The organism is Kribbella lupini, from assembly GCF_039529595.1.
Taxonomy (GTDB): Bacteria; Actinomycetota; Actinomycetes; order Propionibacteriales; family Kribbellaceae; genus Kribbella; species Kribbella lupini.
This window is the reverse complement of record NZ_BAAANC010000002.1, coordinates 2,454,393-2,474,981: the sequence shown is the minus strand read 5'-3', so window position 1 is coordinate 2,474,981 and position 20,589 is coordinate 2,454,393. Positions and strand designations below refer to the sequence as shown.

At 69.3% G+C, this 20,589-nt stretch carries 19 protein-coding genes; 6 read left to right on the top strand and 13 right to left on the bottom strand.

From position 1 onward, the window contains the following. Window positions 1–135: 135 nt before the first annotated feature. From ABD235_RS25180 to ABD235_RS25165, 4 genes are all read right to left on the bottom strand, one after another. Window positions 136–972, bottom strand: coding sequence for an ABC transporter permease (locus tag ABD235_RS25180; RefSeq protein WP_344178227.1), 837 nt, complete (start codon window positions 970–972; stop codon window positions 136–138). Further along, on the bottom strand, window positions 969–1,955 hold the full coding sequence (locus ABD235_RS25175; protein WP_344178225.1) for an ATP-binding cassette domain-containing protein: 987 nt from the start codon (window positions 1,953–1,955) through the stop codon (window positions 969–971). Before ABD235_RS25175 ends, ABD235_RS25180 begins: the two co-directional genes overlap by 4 nt. 100 nt (window positions 1,956–2,055) lie before the next feature. Further along, window positions 2,056–3,372 (bottom strand): MFS transporter, encoded by a 1,317-nt coding sequence (locus ABD235_RS25170; RefSeq protein WP_344178223.1) that lies wholly within the window; start codon window positions 3,370–3,372, stop codon window positions 2,056–2,058. Beyond that, entirely contained in the window at window positions 3,369–4,091 is a 723-nt protein-coding gene (locus tag ABD235_RS25165; protein WP_344178222.1) for a GntR family transcriptional regulator, read from the bottom strand. Before ABD235_RS25165 ends, ABD235_RS25170 begins: the two co-directional genes overlap by 4 nt. 214 nt (window positions 4,092–4,305) lie before the next feature. Here ABD235_RS25165 and ABD235_RS25160 point away from each other — a divergent pair, with 214 nt between their 5' ends. Beyond that, window positions 4,306–5,760 (top strand): S8 family peptidase, encoded by a 1,455-nt coding sequence (locus tag ABD235_RS25160; protein ID WP_344178220.1) that lies wholly within the window; start codon window positions 4,306–4,308, stop codon window positions 5,758–5,760. A 107-nt stretch (window positions 5,761–5,867) separates the two neighbouring features. On the opposite strand, the gene ABD235_RS25155 is transcribed toward ABD235_RS25160, so the two are convergent. The 4 genes from ABD235_RS25155 to ABD235_RS25140 form a co-directional block, all read right to left on the bottom strand. Then, a complete protein-coding gene (locus tag ABD235_RS25155; RefSeq protein WP_344178218.1) occupies window positions 5,868–7,259 on the bottom strand; it encodes a dihydrolipoamide acetyltransferase family protein in 1,392 nt (463 codons plus the stop codon). Continuing rightward, window positions 7,259–8,236, bottom strand: coding sequence for an alpha-ketoacid dehydrogenase subunit beta (locus ABD235_RS25150; RefSeq protein ID WP_344178216.1), 978 nt, complete (start codon window positions 8,234–8,236; stop codon window positions 7,259–7,261). The genes ABD235_RS25155 and ABD235_RS25150 overlap by 1 nt, the downstream gene beginning before the upstream one ends. A gap of 5 nt (window positions 8,237–8,241) precedes the next feature. After that, window positions 8,242–9,408: a pyruvate dehydrogenase (acetyl-transferring) E1 component subunit alpha gene (gene pdhA / locus ABD235_RS25145; protein WP_425553173.1), complete on the bottom strand. Its 1,167-nt coding sequence runs from the start codon at window positions 9,406–9,408 to the stop codon at window positions 8,242–8,244. A gap of 354 nt (window positions 9,409–9,762) precedes the next feature. Beyond that, complete coding sequence (locus ABD235_RS25140; protein WP_344178214.1) at window positions 9,763–11,019, bottom strand: phytase; 1,257 nt, start codon at window positions 11,017–11,019, stop codon at window positions 9,763–9,765. A gap of 176 nt (window positions 11,020–11,195) precedes the next feature. Here ABD235_RS25140 and ABD235_RS25135 point away from each other — a divergent pair, with 176 nt between their 5' ends. Both ABD235_RS25135 and ABD235_RS25130 read left to right on the top strand, forming a co-directional pair. Next, window positions 11,196–12,191: an EamA family transporter gene (locus ABD235_RS25135; RefSeq protein ID WP_344178212.1), complete on the top strand. Its 996-nt coding sequence runs from the start codon at window positions 11,196–11,198 to the stop codon at window positions 12,189–12,191. 543 nt (window positions 12,192–12,734) lie between these two features. Further along, a complete protein-coding gene (locus tag ABD235_RS25130) occupies window positions 12,735–13,331 on the top strand; it encodes a hypothetical protein (protein WP_344178210.1) in 597 nt (198 codons plus the stop codon). Between the two features lie 143 nt (window positions 13,332–13,474). Here ABD235_RS25130 and ABD235_RS25125 read toward each other — a convergent pair whose 3' ends face one another. The 5 genes from ABD235_RS25125 to ABD235_RS25105 all read right to left on the bottom strand — a co-directional run bounded on the left by ABD235_RS25125 (window position 13,475) and on the right by ABD235_RS25105 (window position 18,840). Beyond that, on the bottom strand, window positions 13,475–14,188 hold the full coding sequence (locus tag ABD235_RS25125; protein WP_344178208.1) for an SDR family NAD(P)-dependent oxidoreductase: 714 nt from the start codon (window positions 14,186–14,188) through the stop codon (window positions 13,475–13,477). 28 nt (window positions 14,189–14,216) lie between these two features. Next, window positions 14,217–15,296: a histidinol-phosphate transaminase gene (gene hisC / locus ABD235_RS25120; RefSeq protein ID WP_344178206.1), complete on the bottom strand. Its 1,080-nt coding sequence runs from the start codon at window positions 15,294–15,296 to the stop codon at window positions 14,217–14,219. Window positions 15,297–15,373: 77 nt separating this feature from the next. Beyond that, window positions 15,374–16,246, bottom strand: a complete 873-nt coding sequence (locus ABD235_RS25115) for a dimethylarginine dimethylaminohydrolase family protein (RefSeq protein ID WP_344178204.1) — start codon at window positions 16,244–16,246, stop codon at window positions 15,374–15,376. A gap of 368 nt (window positions 16,247–16,614) precedes the next feature. Beyond that, window positions 16,615–17,214, bottom strand: a complete 600-nt coding sequence (locus ABD235_RS25110; protein ID WP_344178202.1) for a PEGA domain-containing protein — start codon at window positions 17,212–17,214, stop codon at window positions 16,615–16,617. Between the two features lie 15 nt (window positions 17,215–17,229). Further along, window positions 17,230–18,840: a phage tail tip lysozyme gene (locus ABD235_RS25105; protein ID WP_344178201.1), complete on the bottom strand. Its 1,611-nt coding sequence runs from the start codon at window positions 18,838–18,840 to the stop codon at window positions 17,230–17,232. 170 nt (window positions 18,841–19,010) lie between these two features. On the opposite strand from ABD235_RS25105, the gene ABD235_RS25100 reads away from it, so the two are divergent. The 3 genes from ABD235_RS25100 to ABD235_RS25090 all read left to right on the top strand — a co-directional run bounded on the left by ABD235_RS25100 (window position 19,011) and on the right by ABD235_RS25090 (window position 20,587). Beyond that, entirely contained in the window at window positions 19,011–19,679 is a 669-nt protein-coding gene (locus tag ABD235_RS25100) for a GntR family transcriptional regulator (protein ID WP_344178199.1), read from the top strand. Between the two features lie 70 nt (window positions 19,680–19,749). Next, window positions 19,750–20,136 (top strand): phage holin family protein, encoded by a 387-nt coding sequence (locus tag ABD235_RS25095; protein WP_344178196.1) that lies wholly within the window; start codon window positions 19,750–19,752, stop codon window positions 20,134–20,136. A 1-nt stretch (window position 20,137) separates the two neighbouring features. Further along, window positions 20,138–20,587, top strand: a complete 450-nt coding sequence (locus ABD235_RS25090) for a low molecular weight protein-tyrosine-phosphatase (protein WP_344178194.1) — start codon at window positions 20,138–20,140, stop codon at window positions 20,585–20,587. The last annotated feature ends 2 nt before the right edge of the window (window positions 20,588–20,589 follow it).

The following is a 20,589-nucleotide window of genomic DNA, read 5'->3' as shown; positions in this document are numbered from 1 at the left end:
TCAGCAGGTTTCCGCTGAGCCGAAATCCTTGTGCAGCAAAGTAAAAGTCCTTCTTTTCGCTTCAGGGCGCCGGGCTGATTCCGGACAGGCGAAAGGGCCGGAGCCCCTCGCTCCGGCCCTTCGCGGTCCTGTCTCTCAGGTGCGCTTGCGGTAGGCGCGGATCGCCAGCGGGGCGAAGACCGCGACCAGGCCGACCATCCAGGCCAGCGTGATCAGCAGCGGCTTCTGCAGGTCGCCGCCGATCATCAGGCCGCGCATCGAATCGGCCAGGTAGGTGATCGGGTTGATCTTGGTCCACGACTGCAGGAAGCCCGGCAGCGTGGTGGTCTGAACGAAGATGTTGCTGCCGAAGGTGAGCGGGAACATCACCAGGAACGCGATGCCCTGCACGCCCTGCGCCGTCTTCAGCTTCAGGCCCAGCCAGACCCACACCCAGCACAGCGACAGCGCGAAGGCGAGCACGAGCAGGCAGGCGAGCAACCCGTAGGCGAGACCGTTCTCGAACCGGAAGCCGAGCGCGAAGCCGGTCACCATCAAGATCACGATCGAGGTCAGGTAGCGGACCGTGTCACCGAGCACCGCGCCGATCAGCGGCGAGACCCGGGCGATCGGCAGGCTGCGGAATCGGTCGAAGACGCCCTTGGCGAAGTCGTCGTTCAGCCCGACCCCGGTGCCCAGCGTCGAGAAGACCACCGACTGGACGAGCACACCCGGCAGCAGGAACGGCAGGTAGTCGTGCCAGGTCCCGCCGGCCTGACCGCCGATCGCGCCGCCGAAGACGAACAGGAACAGCAGCAGGAAGATGATCGGCTGGAAGGTGACGTCGGCCAGCGCCTCCGGGTTCTGCCGGATCCGGACGATGTTGCGCCAGGCCAGCGTCAGGCTCTGCTGGACCCAGGCGAACGGGCGGCTCTGCCGTACGGCGTGCTGCGGCTGCGCGGAGCCGGTCGGGGTGAGTGTGGCGGTGCTCATCGGCCCGCTCCTTCCAGGACTGCGGTGGACTGTTCTTCGGCGGCGTGACCGGTCAGGGCGAGGAAGACCTCGTCCAGGCTGGGCAGTCGCAGGGACAGCTCGGTGACGGCGATCCCTTCCTCGTCCAGCCGCCGTACGACGACCGGCATCGACGACCCGTCGCTCACCGGCACGCTGACCAGGGCGTTCACGACGTCGACGGTGGGCCGGGTGCCGGTCGACTCGGCGACGATCGCGGCGACCCGCTCGAGGTGACCGGGCTCGGCCGGGCGGACGTCGAGCGACTGCTTGCCGGCCTGCGCCTTGAGCTCGGCCGGGCGCCCGGAGGCGACGACGCTGCCCTTGTCGAAGACCATGATCGAGTCGGCCAGGGCGTCGGCCTCTTCCAGGTACTGCGTGGTCAGCAGGACCGTCGTACCGTCGAGAACCAGGTTGCGGACGGTGTCCCAGACGCCGTTGCGGGCGTGCGGGTCGAGGCCGGTGGTCGGCTCGTCCAGGTAGAGGATGCTCGGGTTGCCGACCAGGCTTGCGGCCAGGTCCAGGCGCCGGCGCATACCGCCGGAGTACGTCTTGGCGATCCGGTCGCCGGCGTCGGTCAGCTCGAACCGTTCGAGCAGCTCGTCGGCGCGGCTCTTGGCCTGCGGGCGGGACAGCCCGATCAGGCGGCCGATCATGACCAGGTTGCGGCGGCCGGACATGTCCTCGTCGACCGAGGCGTACTGCCCGGTCAGGCCGATGATCTCGCGGACCCGGCCGGCCTCCTTGACCACGTCGAACCCGCCGACCTTCGCGTGCCCGGCGTCCGGCTGCAGCAGCGTGCCGAGGATCCGGACGGCGGTGGTCTTGCCCGCGCCGTTCGGTCCCAGCACGCCGAGCACGGTGCCAGTCGGCACGGTCAGGTCGACGCCGTCCAGCGCGACCGTGCTGCCATATTTCTTGACCAGGCCTTCCGCCACGATGGCGGGCTGGTTCGTTGTGGACATTCGGTTCCTCCAGATGACTTCGTGTCTCTGGGAACCACAGTCCACCGGCCCGCTGGCACCGGCCTGGCACTCGGCTGACAGGCCGTACCAGCGGGCTGTCTCAGCCCTTCAGCGGCATGATCCGGTTGGCCAGCAGCGCCTGGTACGCCTCCGGGTTGTACCGGGCCAGGTGACCGCGGGCCTTGCGCCGGTACTTGAGGATCTGCCGGGTGCCGATCGCCCACAGCACGTACTGGAACGCGAGCGCGAACTTGAAGTCGCCGATCTCCTGCGGGGCGCCGCCCGACGACACGTCCAGCAGGACGCCGACCATGCCGATGCAGATCAGCGTCGCGATGAAGCCGCCGGTGTTGACCATCCCGTTCGCCGCGCCGAAGCGCGTCGACGGGTTGAACGTCCGGGCGTAGTCCAGCCCGAGCATCGACCCCGGACCACCAGCGGCCTGTACGACGATCAGCAGCAACAGCACCGGCATCGGCGCCTTCCCGGGCCAGAGCAGGACGACGGTCCACATCAGCACCGACCCGCTGATCACGGCCAGCACGATCCAGGACCGGTAGAACGGGAAGCGCGCGGCGTACCGGCCGACCAGCGGGCCGTAGAACAGGCCGGCCAGCACCGGCAGGATCAGCAGCGACGCAGCTGTCGTCGGGGAGAGCCCCTGCCCTCGGACGAGGAACGGGTAACCCCAGAGCAGGCCGAAAGTCGAGCCGGAGAAGCTCGTGGTGAAGTGCGTCCACAGGCCCAGCCGCGTGCCGGGCTCGCGCCAGGCGCGGCGCAGGTTGTGGCGGACCTCGGTGAGCGACTGCTTCGCGCGGTGCAGCGGTTCGTCGTACGGGGTGTCCTTGATCAGGAACAGGACGGCGACACCGGTGACCAGGCTGAGCGCGCTCGCGCCGGCGAACGTGCCGGTCCAGCCGAAGGCGTGGAAGGCCGCGGCCATCGGGACCGTCGAGACGATCGCGCCGATGCCACCGAGCATGCCGGTGGCCTGCGACATCACCGGCTGACGCAGCGCCGGGAACCAGGACATCACCACCCGGAGCACGCTGATGAAGACCAGGGCGTCACCGACGCCGAGCACCGCCCGGGCCGCGAGGGCGGCCGGGTAGGAGTCGACCAGGCTGAACGCCGACTGGGCCAGGAAGAGCAGACCGGACGCGGTGATCAGCAGCCGCTTCGAGCCGTACCGGTCGAGCAGGATGCCGACCGGGACCTGCATCGCGGCGTACACGGTGAGCTGGACGACGGTGAAACTGGCCAGCGCCGACGCGGAGATGTGGAAGCGTTCGGCCGCCTGCAGGCCCGCGACGCTCATCGAGCCGCGGTGCAGCACGGTCACCAGGTAGGTGAAGACGGCAGCCGCCCACACCGCCCAGGCGCGGCGACCGCCCAGGGGGAAGAGGAGCTCGGTCACCGCACGCCTCGCAGGTCGGTCGCGGCCACCTCGATGTGCGCGACCACGAGGTCGCGGAAGCGCTTCACGCTGTTGCCGCCGAGCGCCTCGATCATCTCCTGGTGGGCGACGATCGACTTGTCCATCCGGGCCGGCTGCACCTCGATGCCCGGCACGCCCATCCGGACCTGGCGGTCGCGGAGGCTGTTGTAGAGCTTGGCGAGGATCTCGTTGCCGGCCGCGCCGACGATCGCCTCGTGGAAGGCCCGGTCGGCCTCCAGGAAGCTCTTCGCGTCGCCCGCCTTGCGGTGCGCGCGCATCTCGTCGACCTTCGCGGTCAGCGCCTCGATCAGCTGCTTGCGCCGCGGCCAGACCTTCGCGGCCGCGTGCGTCTCGATCAGCTCGCGGGCTTCCAGGACGTCGTTGATCTCCTGCGGCAGCACCGGCAGGACCAGCGCACCCTTCTTCGGGTACAGCTTGACCAGGCCGGACTCCTCCAGCCGCAGCAGCGCTTCGCGCACCGGCGTACGGGAAACTCCTACGGCCGTGGCCAGCTCACCTTCGGTGAGCAGCTCCCCGCCGGGGTAGACCCGGTCCAGGATCGCGGCCTTCACGTACGCGTACACGCGTTCCGCGGCGGGGATCTTCTCCACCCCCGGCCCGGCTTCGGCCACCACCCGTGCGATCTCTGCTGTCTCGTCCCCCAGCACCGGCTGCTCGCCGGGTACCCCGCTTGCCACGACTCTCCTCACGCTTCCTGGTCACATACGACTGGTATCTCTGTTGTATCTATCTTATCAGTCGACTGTTTGTTCCACATTCTGTGGATAAAACTGTGGATAAGTGTGCGGGTATTCCCCTGACCTGGCCGGGGTGGTGGGCGCGGCCGCGAATCCGATCTAGGCTCACCGCAGCGTTGCCGTCCCGTTCCACTCTGTGTCTTGAGGAGCAAGTGTGTCCCGAAGCTCACGTACCCGCCGGCTGAGCGCCGGCCTGGCGGTGGCGGCCCTGGCCCTCACCACCGCCGGTGCCGCGACCGCCGCCCAGGCGACCCCGTTCGCACCCTCGACGAGCACCGCCGCCGCGGCCGAGCCCGGCCTCCTGATGAACTACGTGGTCAACACCAAGGCCACCAAGCCGCACGTGAAGCGGGTCGAGCAGGCCGTCAAGGCCGCCGGCGGCACGGTCGTCGCGTCGTACGACCAGCTCGGCGTCGTGATCGCGCAGTCGACCAACCCGGACTTCCGCACCGACGTCCGCCAGGGCCGCAACGGCCGCGAGGTGCAGTCGGTCGGCGCGACCCGGACCGCGGCCGTCTCCGAGGGCCCGGTCGGTACGGCGGCGAAGGCCGCCGCGAAGGGCCTGAACGCCGGCGAGTCGACCGTCGTCCCGGACCCGGACGAGGCCAAGCAGTGGGACATGGTCCAGATCAAGGCGGACCAGGCGCACCAGGTCACCGACGGCTCCAAGCGCGTCCTGGTCGGCGTCACCGACAGCGGCGTCGACGACCAGCACCCGGACCTGAAGCCGAACTTCGACGCGAAGAACTCGGTCAACTGCACCGGGAACGGCGTCGCCGACCGTACGCCGGGCGGCTGGCGCCCGACCACCAGCGACCACGGCACCCACGTGGCCGGCACGATCGCCGCGGCCCGCAACGGCGTCGGCATCGTCGGCGTCGCGCCGGGCGTGCGGATCGCCTCGGTGAAGGTGGTCAACGACGACGGCTACATCTACCCCGAGTACGCGATCTGCGGCTTCGTCTGGGCCGCCGAGCACCACATGGACGTCACCAACCACAGCTACTTCATCGACCCGTGGCAGTTCTGGTGCGACGACGACGGTGACCAGGGCGCGGTCCAGGAAGCCGTCCGGCGGGCGATGAACTACCAGACCAAGAAGGGCGTCCTGTCGGTCGCCGCGGCCGGCAACTCGAACTACGACCTGGCCAACAAGACCACCGACACCTCCAGCCCGAACGACAGCACGGCGGTGACCCGGAACATCACCAACGACTGCCTGGACATCCCGACCGAGCTGCCCGGCGTGATCACCGTCGCCAGCACCACGCAGGCCCGGATCAAGAGCAGCTTCTCGAACTTCGGCCTCGGCAAGATCGACGTCGCGGCGCCCGGCAGCAGCATCCTGTCGACGCTGCCCGGCGGCGGCTACGGCACCAAGAGCGGTACGTCGATGGCGTCGCCGCACGTCGCCGGGGTCGCCGCGCTGATGAAGTCGGCGCACCCGTGGTGGGGTCCGCGCGACCTGGAGAAGGCCCTGCAGCGCCAGGCCGACGACACCGCGTGCCCGACGACGCCGGACGCGCGCTGCACCGGTACGACGGCCAACAACGCCTTCTTCGGTGAGGGCATCGCGGACGCGCTGGACGCGGTCACGCGGATCCGCTGAACTCCTGAAAGCTGAGAAGAGGGGGTCCCCCGCCCGGGGCCCCCTCTTTTCCTCTGCACAGACGAACGGCCCGGACGCAGCGTCCGGGCCGTTCGTCGTACCGCGTCCTAGAACATCAGCGCGCGGGCCGGGTCCTCGAGGATGCTCGCCACGTCGGCGAGGAAGATCGAGCCCTTCTCGCCGTCGATCAGGCGGTGGTCGAACGACAGCGCCAGCGTGGTGATCCAGCGCGGCACGATCTCGTCGTCCACCACCCACGGCTGCTTGCGGACCGCGCCGAAGGCGAGGATCGCGGCCTCGCCCGGGTTGATGATCGGCGTCCCGGCGTCCACCCCGAACACGCCGACGTTGGTGATCGTGAACGACCCGCCGGCCTGGTCGGCCGGTGAGGTCTTGCCGTCCCGCGCGGTGGCGACCAGGTCGTTCAGGGCGCCGCACAGCTCGGGCAGGGTGAGCGACTCCGCACCCTTGATGTTCGGCACGATCAGGCCGCGCGGCGTGGCCGCGGCGATGCCGAGGTTGACCGAGCCCTTGAGCACGATCTCCTGGTTCGCCTCGTCCCACGCCGCGTTGACGATCGGCGTCCGGCGGGCCGCCAGCGTGACCGCCTTCGCGACGATCAGCAACGGCGAGACCCGCAGGTCCTTGAACGCCTTGTCCTTCTTCAGCCGCTCGACCAGGTCCATGGTCGCGCTGACGTCGACGGTGATCCACTCGGTCACGTGCGGCGCGGTGAACGCACTGGCCACCATCGCCTGCGCCATCACCTTCTGCACCCCCTTCACGGGAATGCGGACGTCGCCCGCGCCAGGCTGTACGGCGTACGAAGGTGCAGGTGCGGCAGCCGCTGGTGTGGTGGTGGTGTGGTTCTCCACATCAGTACGGGTGATGATGCCGCCGGGGCCGGTCGCGGTGACCGTGCTCAGGTCGATCCCCAGGTCCTTGGCCAGCTTGCGGACCGGGGGCTTCGCCAGCACATGAATGTTGCTTGCGGCAACTGCTGCTGCGGGTGCCGGCGCGGGGACCGGAGCCGGAGCAGGAACTACCGGTGCCGGCGCGGGCACTGCCTGCGCTGCCGCGGTGGGGGCGGCTGCGGGCGCTCCGCCCTTGCGGGGGCGGCGCTTGGCTTCCGTGGTGCGGGGGCCGTAGCCGACCAGGACCGCCGTCCGGCCGGTGCCGCCGTTCTCGGTGTCGGGGACCAGGTCTTCCTTCGGCGTACCGGACGTCACCGGCGGGGTGAGGTCGCCGGGCGTGGCGTCGGCGGTCTCGACGGCGATGATCGGCGTACCGACCGGGACCGTCTCGCCTTCCGGCACCAGGAGCTCGGCGACCGTGCCGGCGAACGGCACCGGCAGCTCGACCAGGGACTTGGCGGTCTCGATCTCGACGACGGTGTCGTTGAGCTTGACCGTGTCGCCGGGCTTGACCTTCCAGCTGACGATCTCGGCCTCGACCAGACCCTCGCCGACGTCGGGGAGGCGGAACTGCTGGATGCCCATCAGTACCCCATCACCCGGTCGACACCGTCGAGCACCCGGTCCAGGTCGGGCAGGTACTCCTCCTCCATCCGCGACGGCGGGTAGGGAGTGTCGTACCCGGCGACCCGGAGCACCGGCGCCTCCAGGTGGTAGAAGCACTCCTCGGTGATCCGCGCCGCGACCTCGGCGCCGGGGCCGAGCGAGAACGGCGCCTCGTGCACGACGACCGCGCGCCGGGTCTTCTTCACCGAGTCGAAGATCGTCCGCAGGTCCAGCGGCGAGATGGTCCGCAGGTCGACGACCTCCAGGTTGCGCCCGTCCTCGAGCGCCGCCTCGGCCGCCTGCAGACAGGTCTTCACCATCGGGCCGTAGCAGAACAGCGTCGCGTCGGTGCCCTCACGGACCACCTTCGCCTTGTGCAGCGGGTACGCCGGCGGCACGCTCTCGTCGAGCTCGGCCTTCTCGTGGTAGCGCCGCTTGGGCTCCAGGAAGACCACCGGGTCGTCGGAGGTGATCGCCTGCTGGATCATCCAGTACGCGTCCACCGGGTCGCCGCACGCGACCACCTTGAGACCGGCGATGTGCGCGAACAGCGTCTCCGGCGACTCCGAGTGGTGCTCGACCGCGCCGATGCCGCCGCCGAACGGGATCCGGATCACCATCGGCATCCGCAGCTTGCCCATCGACCGATAGTGCATCTTGGCGACCTGGTTGATGATCTGGTCGTACGCCGGGAAGACGAACCCGTCGAACTGGATCTCGCAGACCGGCCGGTACCCGCGCAGCGCCAGGCCGACCGCGGTCCCGATGATGCCGGACTCGGCCAGCGGGGTGTCGATCACCCGGTCCTCGCCGAAGTCCTTCTGCAGTCCTTCGGTCACCCGGAAGACACCGCCGAGCTTGCCGATGTCCTCACCCAGGATGACGACCTTCGGGTCGTTCTCCATCGCGGCCCGCAGGCCGGCGTTGATGCCCTTGCCGAGACTGATCTTGGTCATCCGGCTCACTCGCCCTCTGCGTTGAAGGAAGCGGCGTACGCGGCGTAGGAGTCGCGCTGCTCGGCGAGCTCGTCGGGCATGTCGACGTAGGCGTACTTGAAGAAGTCGGTCAGCTCCGGGTCGGGCATCGCCAGGCAGCCCTGGCGCAGCTCGGCGGCGACCTGGTCGGCCTCGGCCTCGACCTCGTCGAAGAACTCGTGCTCGACGCCGGCCTGGCGGGCCAGGTACGCCTTGACGCGCTCGATCGGGTCCTTGAGCTTCCAGTACTCCAGGTCCTCCGACAGCCGGTACTTGGTCGGGTCGTCGGACGTGGTGTGCGCGCCCATCCGGTAGGTGTAGGCCTCGACCAGGGTCGGGCCGCTGCCCTCCCGCGCCCGCTTCAGCGCCTGCTGGGTCACGGCGTACGTCGCCAGGACGTCGTTGCCGTCGACGCGGACGCCGGGGAAGCCGAAGCCGGCCGCGCGCTGGTACAGCGGGATGCGGGTCTGCCGGTCGATCGGCTCCGAGATCGCCCACTGGTTGTTCTGGCAGAAGAAGACGACGGGGGCGTTGAACACCGAGGCGTAGATGAAGGCCTCGTTGACGTCACCCTGGCTGCTGGCGCCGTCGCCGAAGTACGCGATCGTCGCCTCGCCGGTCTCCGGGTCGCCGACCGCGTGGTCGCGCTGCTGGCCCATCGCGTACCCGGTCGCGTGCAGCGTCTGGGCGCCGATCACGATCGTGTAGAGGTGGAAGTTGTTGTCCCGGGGGTCCCAGGCGCCCTGGTCGACGCCGCGGAACAGGCCGAGTAGGTTCAGCGGGTTGACGCCCTGGCAGAACGCGACGCCGTGCTCGCGGTAGGTCGGGAAGACCATGTCCTTGGAGTTCAGCGCGCGGCCGGAGCCGATCTGCGCCGCTTCCTGGCCGAGCAGCGAGGCCCACAGACCCAGCTCGCCCTGGCGCTGCAGCGCGGTCGCCTCGGTGTCGATCCGGCGGACCAGGGTCATGTCCCGGTAGAAGCCCTTGATCGCCTCGTCGTCGAGGTCGAACGAGTAGTCCGGGTGCTCGACGCGCTCACCTTCGGGCGTCAGCAGCTGGACGAACTCGACCTCCTCGGAGGCCTGTGGGGGACTGACCGGCGCCTCGACGGGCGCGAACACTTCCGGGGCAAGGCCCGGCACCGACTCACTCACATGCACTCCTCGGGGGTTCGAGCGCGGGATCGCCGCGACCGCAACTTGCACGCTGCCGGCCTGACCAGCCGGGTGAGGCCTCTCAGACAGGACCGCGTGGGTCCAGGGGTGATGCACCGTCCGGCAGTGAACCTCCTCACTGGTACCACTGCCCATCTTGCCGGACACCGTAACCGGCCGCTGGTGGTTCCGCGAACTGTCTGGACGCCAACTCGTACGCCGGTACGGAAACGCGTGCCGCGTTGAGACACCAGTCCATCAGGTGGTCATATCCGAGGCCGCCGGCACGCTCGGAGCGGGCAATGTGACGCCTCCTGCCCGCTCCGAGTGTTTTGTGTCACAGCTTCGTACCGATCAGGGCAACTGCTCGAGCCGGACCAGTTTGAAGTTGGTCCCCTCCCGGTCGCCGTCCCCCGGAGTGTTCTCGCCGTCGTGCACGGCGAGCAGCCCGTGCGGGAACCGCGCGCCGAGCGACTGGGTCGTGACGGCCGCGCCGTCGCTGTGCTGAACGCCGTCCGCGGCCGCGCCGTCGACGACAGCGAAGCCGGCCCGGTAGGTGAGGCCGCGGGCGTCGAGCCCGTAGATCGCGAAGGTCGAGTCCCCCTGGCTGGATGCATAGAGGGTCTTCCGTCCATTCTTGTACGCGATGGTCAGACCCTCGGCGTCCGCGCTGAGGTGCCGGCCGCCGTCCGGCCGCGCCGGTCCGGTGGGAACGCACTCCTCGGTCTCTTCGTCGTACGCCGCAGGCCGGCCGAACTCGCGGACCTTCTCCAGGAGCTCGGGCTTGCCGTTGAGCGGGACGCGCCAGATGCCGACGTCCTCCTGGGCGGCGTACAGGGTGCGGGTCGTCCGGTCGAAGACCATGCCCTCGAACTGCGGGCGGTCGCCGGGATCCTCGCAGGGTGCCCAGGTGCTGCCGTCGCGCAGCTTGAAGCTGGTCGGAAAGTCCCACCGGGTCACCGGCCGGTAGGTGACCTTCGCGCCGTCCGCGACCAGCCGGAACAGGCCGATCCGGGCCTCGCTGCGCCGGGTGACGCCGACCAGCGGTCCCAGCGGGTCCTCGAGCACCGCGACGCCGTACGCCGTGCGCTGGTCCTGAACCTCTTCGGTGTCCTTGCTGAAGACGAGCGGGGCCTTGGCGCTGGTGACGTCGGTGAGCACCTGGTCCTTGGCGTCGGCGCCGCGGCGGTCGACCGCGTAGATCCGCAACTGGTCACGTCCACGGTCGGTGACGACGGCCAGATCCCTGACGCGGCCCCCGAGTACGGCGTTCTGCAGCACGTCGACGTTGTTGAACCGTCCCGGCTCCTGGCCTTCCGCGGGCGCCAGCGGGGTGGCGATGTGCTGCAACTGCCGGCCGGTGAGGTCGACCGCGGTCAGTCCGCCGTTCTTGAGCGTGCCCAGAACGACAGACCGGTCCGGCCGCGTCGGGCTGACCCAGATCGCCGGGTCGTCGGCGTTGGCGTCGCCACCCGCCTCGTCGTCGAAGTTTGACCCGGTCTCGGCAACGGCTCGGACCTGGGTCAGTGCACTGTTCTGTACTGCCGTCGCCGGTGCGGTCATCGCCGCGGCGGCGACCACACCGGCCATCAGTACCCGGGTGTAGCGCATGTTCTGTCTCCTCACGGTTGGCGGTCACCCTCGCGGGAGCCGGTGGCCGCCGGTTGTCCGGCGCGTGAACCCGGCAGGAAACCGTCGACCGGTGGCAGGGAAACCACTTGCCGCCCGCCCCACCGCCGACTAGCGTCAGGAACGTCTTACAGTTTTACTGGTTACAAGGAGATCCGATGGCCGCCTCCGCACCCGTCGTACCGGCGCTGCCCGGCGCCCGGTCCGCGTCGCCCGCGATGATCTGGTCCGCGCTGGCGATCGTGTACGTCGTGTGGGGCTCGACGTACCTGGCGATCCGGATCGTGGTCGAGGCCCAGATCCCGCCGATGCTCGGAATGGCCTCCCGCTTCCTGGCCGCCGCGCTCCTGCTGGCGACGTTCCTCGCCCTGCGCTCCGGCGCGGGCCGGCTCAAGGTGACGCGACGCGAGCTGCTCGGCTCGGGCGTCGTAGGGCTGTTACTACTGGCGTTCGGCAACGGCGCCGTGGCGATCGCCGAGCAGACCGTGCCGTCCGGCCTGGCCGCGCTGCTGGTGGCCGCCGTACCGCTGTGGCTGATGCTGCTCCGCGTCGGCGGCGGCGAGCGGCCCCGCGTGCTGACCTGGATCGGCGTGCTGATCGGCTTCGCCGGCGCGGCCCTGCTCTCGATCTCCGGTGGCGATACCAGCGCGAAGCCGCTCTCGGTCGCGATCCTCGTGCTCGGCACGATCAGCTGGGCGGTCGGATCCCGGTTCTCCCCGCGCCTGGGGCTGCCGAAGGACCCGCTGGTCGCGACGACGTACGAGATGGCGATCGGCGGTACGGCGATGGTGCTGATCGGGGTGCTCCGCGGCGAGCCCGCGCGGCTGCACCTCGGGGCGGTCGACACGAAGGGCTGGTTCGCGCTGGCCTACCTGGTCGTCTTCGGCTCGCTGCTCGCGTACACGGCGTACTCGTACCTGCTGGCGAACGCGCCGATCTCGCTGATCGGCACCTACGCGTACGTGAACCCGGCGGTGGCGGTGCTGCTCGGCTGGCTGATCCTGAGCGAGCACGTCACGACCACGATCCTGCTCGGCGGGGCCGTCGTGGTGCTGGGAGTGGCCCTGGTGGTGACCGCCGAGCGGCGGCCCGCGGTGGCCACCACGTCGAGCGCCGCCCCGGCCAAGGGCGCCGGCGCTCCGCCTTCGGAGTAGACCACTCGCGCGCGCGGGCGTCCGCGCGCGGAGGGAATAGGAAAGACCCGGGCTCCCATGGGGTGCCCGGGTCTCCCACCGCTGCCGATGCGCGCGGCAGCGGGTCCAAAGTTGCCGGTCGCGCGCTGTGCCCCGAAAAAACACGGCGCGAAGTCCGGCAATAGTGCGACGACATACCGATTCATCATGGTATTGCCGATTCGACGGCCACCGAGCCCACCGAAAATCTCCATGAATCACCGGGCGATCCGTCTCCCGCGATGACACAACGAGGAAATCGGGCATCGGTTACGCGATCCCCCAGAACTCGCGGGAACGACTTTCCGGTCGCGGCAACCAAAGCTCCTGAGACCGCAGTTACCGACAAGTTGCCTGGTCAGAGGCAGGTTGCTGCGGCGTCAGGCATCTACTGGTCTGCCGCCTGGGAAGTTCCGGCCTTCATCCATCCGAAACAAAACTCGGCGAAAAAGTTTGTAACCGGGGTGACCAGGCGTCGTTACCCACTAAGACGAATCCGTCAAACCCGAAAGGAAACCTCGCATAATGCAGGTAACACGCAAGATCGCCGCTGCTGCGGCCGTGGCGACCGTCGCCACGCTGGGCCTGGCCACCGTCGTCAGCGCGAACATGATCGACGACACCAAGGCCAACAGCGGCCTTGCTGACACCGTCTCCGCGGCCTCCAAGGGCTACGGCGCCAAGGGTGCCCACAAGTGGTACGGCGTTGACCGCGACGGCGGCCTGATCGCCATCGACGACAACAAGGTCGGCCCGTTCCAGGCCTGTGACAACTTCATCCCGGTCAACGCCGTGGGTGTCCAGGTCCCGGTCAAGGACATCGTCGGCATCGTCGGCCTGGCCAACGACGGCAACTCGGCCACCGCCGTGAAGACCTGCGAGCAGGAGGTCGGCCAGAACGACCACCACGGCAAGTGGTACCGCGCCGGCGACGACGGCCTGATCTCGGTCTCGGACAACAAGGTCGGCCCGTTCCAGGCCTGCCACAACGACATCCCGGTCAACGCCGTTGGCGTTCAGGTTCCGGTTTCGGACCTGACCGGTCTGCTCGGCCTCGGCCAGGACGCGAACGCGGTCGAGTCGCTGAAGACCTGTGAGCAGGAAGTCGGCCAGAACAACTGACCCTCCCTGGTCAGTGATGCAGGACCCGAACCTGTCGCCTCGGTGGGGCGACTGACTCGGTAGCACCATTCAGAACGGCATCGGGAAGCAAGCCTCACTACTTCCCGGTGCCGTTCTTCTGTTGTCCCGGAGGCCTTGCGGTCCTAGAGGTCGCGCAGGTCGACGACCGACCCGCTGGGCAGCTCTCGGTCGAGCAGGGCCCAGATCCCCGCCGCCGCCTCTTCCGGCGTACTCAGGCCGCCGGTCCGGCTCAGCTCCCGGAAGCGCTCCACCGACGGGAACGCCTGCTCGTCGACCTTCCGGATCTCGCCCTGCATCGCCGTGTCCACCACGCCCGGCGCGACGGCGACCACCCGGACCCCGTTCGGCTCCAGGCCGACGGTCCGCACCCAGTGGTCCACGGCCGCCTTCCCGGCGTTGTACGCCGACCAGCCGGCGTACGGCTTCTTCGCGGCGCCCGACGTGAGCATCACCAGGTGCTTCTCGCAGGCCAGTCCCGCCGTCGCCGCCAGGAACGCCCGGCCGAGCACCTGCGGCGCCGCGGAGTTCAGGAGCACCGACTGCGTGTACGCCGCCGCGTCGACCTCGCCCGCCGGCCCGATCGGCACCACCGTCCCCGCGTTGTGCACGAAGACGACCCGCTCACCGTCGAAGCCGGCCAGCTCGTCGGCGAAGTGCCGCTCCACCCGGTGCCACTGGGTGGGGTCGGCCAGGTCCACCGGGAAGTGTTCGGCCGATCCTCCGCCGCGCCGCGACAGGTCGACCACCCGGCAGTCCGGCCACGGCAGGTTCGCAGCCAGCGCGGCTCCGATGCCTGCCGAGGCTCCTGAGATCCAGACCAGTGTTTGTCCGCTCACGCCGCCAACGTACCGACGGCCGGCGGAGTCACTGGCGCCAGGTGCGGGCGACCGCGAGGAACAGGTCGTTGGCTTCGGGTTCGCCGATGGTGACGCGAGCACCCTCGCCGGGGAACGGACGGACGGAGACGCCTTCGGCCTGGACGGCTTCGGCGAACGGGACGGTGTCCTCGCCCAGCGGCATCCAGACGAAGTTGGCGTGGGTCTCGGGGACGTCCCAGCCGGCCGCCTCGAGCTCGCCGACGACGCGACGGCGTTCGTGGCAGAGGGCCTCCACGCGGTCGAGCAGCTCCTGCTCGGCGTGGATCGACGCGATCGCGGCCGCCTGGGCGACCTGGCTGACCCCGAAGGGCAGCGCGCACTTGCGGATCGCGGCGACCACCGGCGGGTGGCCGATCGCGTAGCCGACGCGGAAGCCGGCCAGACCGTACGCCTTCGAGAACGTGCGCAGGACGACCACGTTCGGACGGTCGCGGTAGATCTCGGCGCCGTCGACGGTGTCCGGCTCCCGGACGAACTCGCGGTACGCCTCGTCGAGCACCACCAGCACGTTCGACGGGACCGCGTCCAGGAACGCGAGCAGCTCGTCGCGGCGTACGACGGGACCGGTCGGGTTGTTCGGCGTACAGACCAGCACGACCCGGGTCCGATCGGTGATGGCGGCTTCCATCGCCTTGAAGTCGTGCCGCGCGTCCTCGGTCAGCGGGACGCGGACCGATGTCGCGCCGGTCAGCTGCACCGCGATCGGGTACGCCTCGAACGAGCGCCAGGCGTAGATCACCTCGTCGCCGGCGGCACAGGCCGCCTGCAGCAGGTGGTAGAGCACGGCGACCGATCCGGTGCCGACCGCGAGATCGCTGACCGGTACGCCGAACCGCTCCGACAGCGCCTCGAGCAGGTCGACCGCACCCATGTCCGGGTACCGGTTCATGTTCTCGGCGGCAGCCGTCGCCGCCGCCAGCACGCCCGGCAGCGGCGGGTACGGGTTCTCGTTGCTGGACAGCTTGTACGTCGGGCGGCCGTCGGTGCGCTCCGGCGGACGGCCCGGCTTGTAAGCCGCGACATCGTCCAGGCAGGGGCGGAAGCGGACCTCATCCTGTGCGGTCATGCCCGCAGGCTAAGGCTTCCGTCCCCGGCGTAGAAGAGCTTGCCGGCCGACTGTACAAACTGTCCAGCAGATCGCGCTCAATCCGGCAGAATGACCTCTCCACCGGGGATGCCGATCCCAGAAAGATCGAAATCGAGCGGATTCGTCATGCACCGCGCCGACCCACCGCCCTTGTGGAACTCGGACAGGTCGAGCACGACGACGCGCAGCCCCAGGCCGGTCAGAATCTCCCGCAGCCGCGGCGAGCAGTCCGGCATCAGGATCGTCTCGCCGACCACGACGGAGTTGCCGCTGAACGCGAACGCCTCCTCGTCGGTGAGCACGATCGGGTCCGGCACGATCTGCTCCAGCTGCACCCGGCTGGCCGCGTCGAAGGCCGGCGGGTAGACCATCGCGTGGGTGCTGTCGACGGGGCAGAACGGCAGGTCCAGGTGGTACATGCCCTCGTGCGCGATCCGCAGGCCGCGGACCCGGATGTTCCACTCGGTCGCCAGGTGCTTCAGCGCCAGCGCCTCGGACCGGTGGCCGTAACCGACGACCAGGGCGTCGCCGAAGACGAACGCGTCACCGGATTCGAAGTGCGGCCCGACGCCCTCGCTGCCGGTGCGACTGAGGGCGAACCCGTTGCTGGTGAACCACTCGGCCGCCGACAGCGACTCCTTGCGGCGCGGCTCGAACCGCATGTGCGACAGCATCGCCCGGCCGTCGGCGGTGGCCAGTCCGACGTTCATCGCGTAGACCATGTCGGGCGAGTCCGGCCGCTGCTCGAGCACCTCGACGGTGCCGCCGGCGTCGACGATCGCCTGACGCAGCGACTCCCACTGCTTGGTCGCCAGCTCGGGGTCGGGCTGGTCCTGGGTCGACATGTACGGGTTGATCACGTAGTCGATCCGGTAGTGGTCCGGACGGACCATCAAGTTTCGGCGACCCCACCCCAGCGGTTGACCCATGCAAGCACCTCTTCGCACTCTGACCCGATCGACGGATCCTCTGATTGTCCGACAATCAGTCAGTGTGCAGATCTGCTGGGGTGGCGTCAACCCGGCGCTGGTGCGGCGACGGGGGTGGGCGCGGGGAGGTCTGTGCGGGCGCCGCCGCGGGGGTTTGGGTGGGCGGCTAGGTGGGGTGGGCCTGGGGTTTTAGGCTCGTCGAGGGGTGATGGCTCGGGGCAGGCGGAGGTGGGTGCGCGCACCATTTGTTGCCTTGGCGGTGGGGAGTGCGTCGTTCGACCTTGGCGGTGGGGAGTGCGTCGTTCGACCTTGGCGGTGGGGAGTGCGTCGTTCGACCTTGGCGGTGGGTGGGACTGCGTTGTTCCGGGCTACTTGTAGACGACTTCCAGGGTGTTGATGTCGAGGCCCAGGCCCTGGATCCACTGCAGGAACTTGGTCTTGCCCTCGGAGTCGGAGATCTTCACGTAGAAGGCGAGCGACTCGGGGTCGTCGGGCTTCACCTTCGAGTTTCCGTAGGACACGTCGAAGCCCGGGCCGACGTAGGGCAGCTGCTTCAGAAGCGGGTACTTGGCCTCGAGGCGATCGGTCAGCTCCTGGTAGCGCCGGCCCGACTCGGCTTCGGCCTCCAGCGCCTGGTCGGGGTGGTCCTTCTCCCACGCCCGGCCCTCGGCGCTGTTCGCGAACAGGTACATCCGCACGGAGGTGTCGTCGCGGACGTCGAGCGTCTGGGTGTGCGACTTGAAGCCGCTCCGCTCGCCGACCAGGGTGTGCTTGCCTTCCTTGATCTTCACCTCGCCGTTCGCGGCGATCGGCGTACCGTCCAGCGTGAGGGTGAGGTCGTTCGGCACCGAACGAACCGTGACGGTGTGCTTCGGCGCGCCACGAAACACCAGGAATCCTCCGACCAGCACGAGCACGATCAGGACGACCGCGCCACCCACCACGAGGCTGCGGGGGTTCTCTTCCATCGGCGGTTCGACTCCTTACTTCTTGATCCGGGCGACCGTGTACTTGCCGTTGCTGTCCTGGAGAACAGTCTGCGACGGCTGCGGAACCCGGCCGGCGCCGGACCCGGTCTCGAGCGAGGCGGACATCGCCGTCCAGGTCTTGCCGTCCGGGTCCTTGAACGGGCCGGTGTAGATGAAGGTGTGGCCGTCGTTGACGAGAATGTCTCCGGGTTGCAGCTGGCTGATCTCGGTGAAGTTGTCGAACGTCTCGAACTTCGACGAACCCTTCACGTAGTCGCGCTGACTGCCGGTGCCCCGCCGGAAGTAGTCCTTGTCCACGCCGCTCATCACCATCACGGTCGCCACGAAGACGCCGCAGTCGGTGTACGGGTAGTAGGTCGTGGCGCCGTTGTACTTCGGCATCGCGTCCTGGTACGACGGCCTGGCGTCCTCCTTGTTCGGTCCCCGGGACTCGTCGCGGTCGGGCCAGGCCAGCGACACCGCGGTCTGCACGATGTCACCGTTGCCGGCGCCGCAGCCGCCGGTCTCCCCGTCGGTCCCACCGGCGGCACCGGGCGATCCGCTGAAGTGGTCGTACACCTGCTGAGCCGCGGTCTTCCGCTGGGCGTACCGCGGATTGCTCAGGTCGTCGGAGCCGGCGAAGCGCTCGAAGTACCGGCCGAAGGCCACTGCCGCGTCAGCGACCGACCTGGTCGCCTTGAGCTGGCGGCCGGCCTCGCCCTCGGCCAGCGGCGGCTCGCCGTCGAGCTGCTTCTTCAGGAACTCCAGCTGCCACTCCAGCGACTCGACCTTGGCCTCGTCGCCGTTGGTCGCCGCGAGCGAGGGCCGGATCATCTTGCCGGCCGGCGTCCACTGCACGATGCCCCAGCCGAGACTGCTGTCGACCGCGTCCTTGGCGTGGGTGACCTGTCCGGAGGGAGTGTTCTGCAGCCGGCCCGGCTCGACGCTGGACTCGTGGATCATGTTGCCGACGATGCCGGCCGCCTGCTCCTTGCTGAACCCGTTCGCGGTGAAGAAGTTGAAGGCCTTCTGCTGGTTGTTCGAACCGACCAGAGGGCCGCCGCACCCGCAGCTTCCGGACGACTCGCTGCTGTCCTCGCCGAGCTCGTCGGTCGGGTCCTGCGGCTCCAGGTCGCCGCCGCCGTTCTCGCCGCCGCGGATCCGCAGCTCGAAGTGCAGGTGCTCGCCGGACTCGCCCGGCTCGGACTCGTCGCCCGCGCCGGACTTGCCGATCTCCTGGCCCCGGGTGACCTTGTCGCCGACCCGGACGCTCTTGGAGTCGAAGAACTGGTACCAGGTCTGGACGGCGTCGTCCTGGTGCTTGATCTTGATCCAGGGCCCTGAGGTGTCGATCACCTCGCCGTCCTCGGCGGCCATCACCTTGCTGCCCTTGGCGACGTCGAAGTCGAGGCCGGTGTGCTTCTCGGCCCCGTCGTCCCAGCCCTGGGACGGCTCGTGCTCCTCGGTCGGCCAGCCGAACGCCTTGCCGCTGCTCGTCGACGGCGCGCAGGCCGACGCCTGCCCGATCGAGCCCATCGAGGTGAGCAGCATCGCCAGCACGATCAGCAGCGGAAGGACCAGTACGAGCCCGACGGCGCTCAGCGCGGGCAGCGCCTTCCCCTCCATCGCGTCCTCCTGGTCGATCAGCGGCTCTCCGGGCGGAGAGTGGGCGGCCGTCGTTCGCCTGAGAACAGACTGCCTGAAAAGTGGTTCATCAGGTCGGGAGTTGTCCACAGGTCGGGGTCCGGACGGGTGCCGCGCGCGACAACGGCCCCTGACTGGACGAGAATCCTCCCATGTACGAACGGCTGCGAGTAGATCGCTCGACCACGGTGGACCGGGTCGTGGACGCGCTCCGGGCCGCTCTCTTCGCCGGCGACCTCGAGCCCGGTACGCCGCTGCGCGAGCAGCCGCTGGCCGAGGCGCTCGGCGTCGCCCGCAGCACGGTGCGCGAGGCGATGACGATGCTGGTCACCGAGGGCCTGGCGGTCCGCGAGCCGAACAAGGGCGTCAGCGTCGCGATCCTGCACCCGGCCGCGGTCGCCGACATCTGCCGGGCGCGGTTCGTGCTCGAGTCGGCCGGGATCAAGGCCTGGTACGACGCCGACGAGACGGCCCGCGAGCAGGTCCGGGCGGCGATGCGGGAGTTCGCCGCGACCGCGAAGGACGGCGCCGATCCGGAGGCGATGACCGAGACGCACCTGGCGATCCACCGCAGCCTGGTCGCGCTGACCGGGAGCGAACGGCTGATCGCCACCGCGGACTCGATCACGGGCGAGGCGCGGCTGGCGCTGGCCCGCGTCGACGCCCTGCGGCAGGACGCGAAGCAGCAGGTCGCCTCGCACCGCAAGCTGATCCGGCTGCTGGAGAAGGGCGAGCTGGACGAGTGCGTCGAGGAGCTGCGCCGGCACCTGGCCGGGGCGGAGGAGTCCCTGCTCGAAGCCATCGCGATGCCGCACAGCTGATCCCTGGCTTTACCCCGGTTCCGGTGCGGGAGGACCGTCCGGTGAGCCTCGGGGTGGGAGGATCGACGGTATGAAGAACCTGATCATCAAGTTGCTGGCGAACGCCGTGGCGCTGGCGGTGGCGAGCTGGGTCGTCGGGGGGATCACGCTGCAGGGGGCGACCACCGGGAAGCGGGTGCTCACGCTGCTGATCGTCGCGGCCATCTTCGGCATCGTGAACGCGGTCGTGAAGCCGGTGGCCAAGCTGCTCTCGCTGCCGTTCATCATCCTGACGCTGGGCCTGCTGATCTTCGTGATCAACGCCCTGATGCTGCTGCTGACCTCCTGGATCACCGGCAAGCTCGACGTCCAGTTCCACGTGGACGGGTTCGTCGCGGCGCTGCTCGGCTCCCTGGTGATCACGCTGGTCGGCGTCCTGCTGAACGCCGTACTGCCGGACAAGGCCGAGATCCACTGAGATGACCAAGGCGGTGAGGCGCGTCGAGGTGGTCTGCACGGGCAACATCTGCCGCTCGCCGATCGGCGAGGTCGTCCTGCGCGCCAAGCTGGCCGAGGCGGGACTGACCGACGTCGTGGTGACCAGCTCCGGCACCAGCGGCTGGCACATCGGCGACCCGATGGACTCCCGCGCCGCGGCCGCGCTCCGACGTCGTGGGTACGACGGGAGCGCGCACCGGGCGCAGGAGTTCCGCAGCTGCTGGTTCGCCGAGCGTGACCTGGTGCTCGCGATGGACTCCGGCCACCTGTCCGCGCTGAACCGCCGGCTCGGCACCGAGGCCGTCGCGGTCGAGCTGTTCGCCGACGTCGACGTACCGGACCCGTACTACGGCGAGGACGAGGGCTTCGACGACGTGCTCGACCAGATCGAGAAAGCCGCGGACACCTGGGTCGCGCGGCTGTCCCGATAACG

What these genes read in the sequence shown, in the direction of transcription:
- ABD235_RS25180 (WP_344178227.1), bottom strand. Translation starts at nt 972, where the DNA reads ATGAGCACCGCCACACTCACCCCGACCGGCTCCGCGCAGCCGCAGCAC.
- ABD235_RS25175 (WP_344178225.1), bottom strand. Translation starts at nt 1,955, where the DNA reads ATGTCCACAACGAACCAGCCCGCCATCGTGGCGGAAGGCCTGGTCAAG.
- ABD235_RS25155 (WP_344178218.1), bottom strand. Translation starts at nt 7,259, where the DNA reads ATGGGCATCCAGCAGTTCCGCCTCCCCGACGTCGGCGAGGGTCTGGTC.
- ABD235_RS25150 (WP_344178216.1), bottom strand. Translation starts at nt 8,236, where the DNA reads ATGACCAAGATCAGTCTCGGCAAGGGCATCAACGCCGGCCTGCGGGCC.
- ABD235_RS25140 (WP_344178214.1), bottom strand. Translation starts at nt 11,019, where the DNA reads ATGCGCTACACCCGGGTACTGATGGCCGGTGTGGTCGCCGCCGCGGCG.
- ABD235_RS25135 (WP_344178212.1), top strand. Translation starts at nt 11,196, where the DNA reads ATGGCCGCCTCCGCACCCGTCGTACCGGCGCTGCCCGGCGCCCGGTCC.
- ABD235_RS25130 (WP_344178210.1), top strand. Translation starts at nt 12,735, where the DNA reads ATGCAGGTAACACGCAAGATCGCCGCTGCTGCGGCCGTGGCGACCGTC.
- hisC (WP_344178206.1), bottom strand. Translation starts at nt 15,296, where the DNA reads ATGACCGCACAGGATGAGGTCCGCTTCCGCCCCTGCCTGGACGATGTC.
- ABD235_RS25115 (WP_344178204.1), bottom strand. Translation starts at nt 16,246, where the DNA reads ATGGGTCAACCGCTGGGGTGGGGTCGCCGAAACTTGATGGTCCGTCCG.
- ABD235_RS25110 (WP_344178202.1), bottom strand. Translation starts at nt 17,214, where the DNA reads ATGGAAGAGAACCCCCGCAGCCTCGTGGTGGGTGGCGCGGTCGTCCTG.
- ABD235_RS25105 (WP_344178201.1), bottom strand. Translation starts at nt 18,840, where the DNA reads ATGGAGGGGAAGGCGCTGCCCGCGCTGAGCGCCGTCGGGCTCGTACTG.
- ABD235_RS25100 (WP_344178199.1), top strand. Translation starts at nt 19,011, where the DNA reads ATGTACGAACGGCTGCGAGTAGATCGCTCGACCACGGTGGACCGGGTC.
- ABD235_RS25095 (WP_344178196.1), top strand. Translation starts at nt 19,750, where the DNA reads ATGAAGAACCTGATCATCAAGTTGCTGGCGAACGCCGTGGCGCTGGCG.
- ABD235_RS25090 (WP_344178194.1), top strand. Translation starts at nt 20,138, where the DNA reads ATGACCAAGGCGGTGAGGCGCGTCGAGGTGGTCTGCACGGGCAACATC.